This is a genomic window from Streptomyces sp. NPDC054840 (assembly GCF_053611065.1).
Map to the genome: position 1 here is coordinate 1 of NZ_JBSGZP010001070.1, position 1,558 is coordinate 1,558.

Sequence of the window (1,558 nt, forward strand, 5' to 3'; positions counted from 1 at the left end):
CCGCACGACCTGGCGGCCCAGCAGCAGCGCGGTGGCCATCGAGACGGCTGCCGCCGTCGCGACGACCATGGTCACGACGGCCAGGTCGTGGGAGGACAGGAACATCGCCCAGGCCACGGTCAGCGTCCCCGCGAGCATCGCGGACACGGCGACCGCGGCGACGATCGCGAGGGAGACGGCGACGCTGCGTCGGCGCAGTATCCGCAGGGCCACGGCCCCGAGCAGGCCGGCCGCGCCCGCGCCGAGGAGCGCGTACAGGGCGATCAGCAGAAGGTCACGCATGACCGTCCTCCGTTCGGAAGGCGTGTTCGGACCCGGTGTCCGGGGCCGCCTCGAAACGGTAACCGGCGCCCCAGACGGTCCGGATCAACTGGGGGCTCCCCGGATCGTCCTCGATCTTGCCGCGGAGCCGCCGCACGTGCACGGTCACCGTCGACAGGTCCCCGAAGTCCCACCCCCAGACCTCGCGCATCAGCCGCTCCCGGTCGCAGACCTGGCCGGGGTGACGCAGGAAGTGGGCGAGGAGATCGAACTCCCGCAGGGTGAGCGCGAGCTCCCGGCCGTCCTTGTGGACCCGGCGAGCCGCCGGGTCGAGCACCAGGCCCGCCACCGCGAGACGAGGAGCACCCTCCGGACCCCCCTCCGGCGCATCGGCCGGGGCGCCGGCCTGCGCCCGGCGCAGTACGGAGCGCACCCGCAGCACGAGCTCGCGCGGACTGAAGGGCTTCGTGACGTAGTCGTCCGCGCCCACCTCCAGGCCCAGGATCCGGTCGTCCTCGTCGCCGCGTGCGGTGAGCATGATGACGGGGACGGGCCGGCGGCCGTTCTCCCCGGCACGCAGCCGGCGGCAGACCTCCAGGCCGTCCATCCCCGGGAGCATCAGGTCGAGGACCATCAGGTCGGGCCGGTGCTCCTCGGCGGCGCGCAGTCCGGCCGGGCCGTCCGCCGCCAGGCGGACCGCGAAACCGGCCCGCTCCAGGTACCCGGCCACGACCTCCGAGACCGTCGGATCGTCGTCCACGACCAGAACGCTGCCCTGGACGCCGGCCGCGGCGCCGTCCGCGGCCCCGGCCGCGGCCCCGGCCTGGGTATCGTCCGCGGCACCGGCCTGGGTGTCGGCCCGGGCGATCCCTTCGGCTCCGGGTCCCTCGTCTGTACTCTCCGTATTGCTCACTGCCATGCCCCCAGGCTGCCACCCGCCCGCGCCCGGGTGAGGCGCAGACCCCCTCCTACGGAACGGTGTCCGCGTTTCGTAAGGTCTACGGCCCCCTTTTTCCCGGTTCCGATTCCTACGGTGTGGAGGGTGACTTCATCAGCTTGTGCTCCGCCGCGCGCGGACCTCGTACTGCCGTGCCTCGACGAGGCTCAGGCGCTTCCCTGGGTGCTGGCGCGTGTGCCGGCCGGGTGGCGCGCCATCGTCGTCGACAACGGCTCGACCGACGGCTCGGCGGAGATCGCCCGAAGCCTGGGCGCCACCGTCGTGCACGAGCGGCGGCGCGGTTTCGGCGCCGCCTGCCACGCCGGGCTCCTCGCGGCCCGCGCCGACCTGGTCTGCTTC

At 73.9% G+C, this 1,558-nt stretch carries 2 protein-coding genes and 1 pseudogene; 1 reads left to right on the forward strand and 2 read right to left on the reverse strand.

Annotated features, from left to right (window positions below; translation table 11 throughout):
- A pseudogene (locus ACWGIU_RS37575) lies at window positions 1-282 on the reverse strand (two-component sensor histidine kinase); the annotation flags it as partial.
- Window positions 275-1,180: a response regulator transcription factor gene (locus ACWGIU_RS37580; RefSeq protein WP_453712539.1), complete on the reverse strand. Its 906-nt coding sequence runs from the start codon at window positions 1,178-1,180 to the stop codon at window positions 275-277. The pseudogene ACWGIU_RS37575 and the gene ACWGIU_RS37580, both read right to left, overlap by 8 nt.
- A 114-nt stretch (window positions 1,181-1,294) precedes the next feature.
- Between ACWGIU_RS37580 and ACWGIU_RS37585 the strand changes: the two genes are divergently transcribed.
- Window positions 1,295-1,558: glycosyltransferase (locus tag ACWGIU_RS37585; protein ID WP_453712540.1), on the forward strand; the 264-nt coding region annotated here is incomplete at its 3' end.

Coding starts and splice junctions, on each gene's coding strand:
- ACWGIU_RS37580 (WP_453712539.1), bottom strand. CDS start 1,180: ATGGCAGTGAGCAATACGGAGAGTACAGACGAGGGACCCGGAGCCGAA.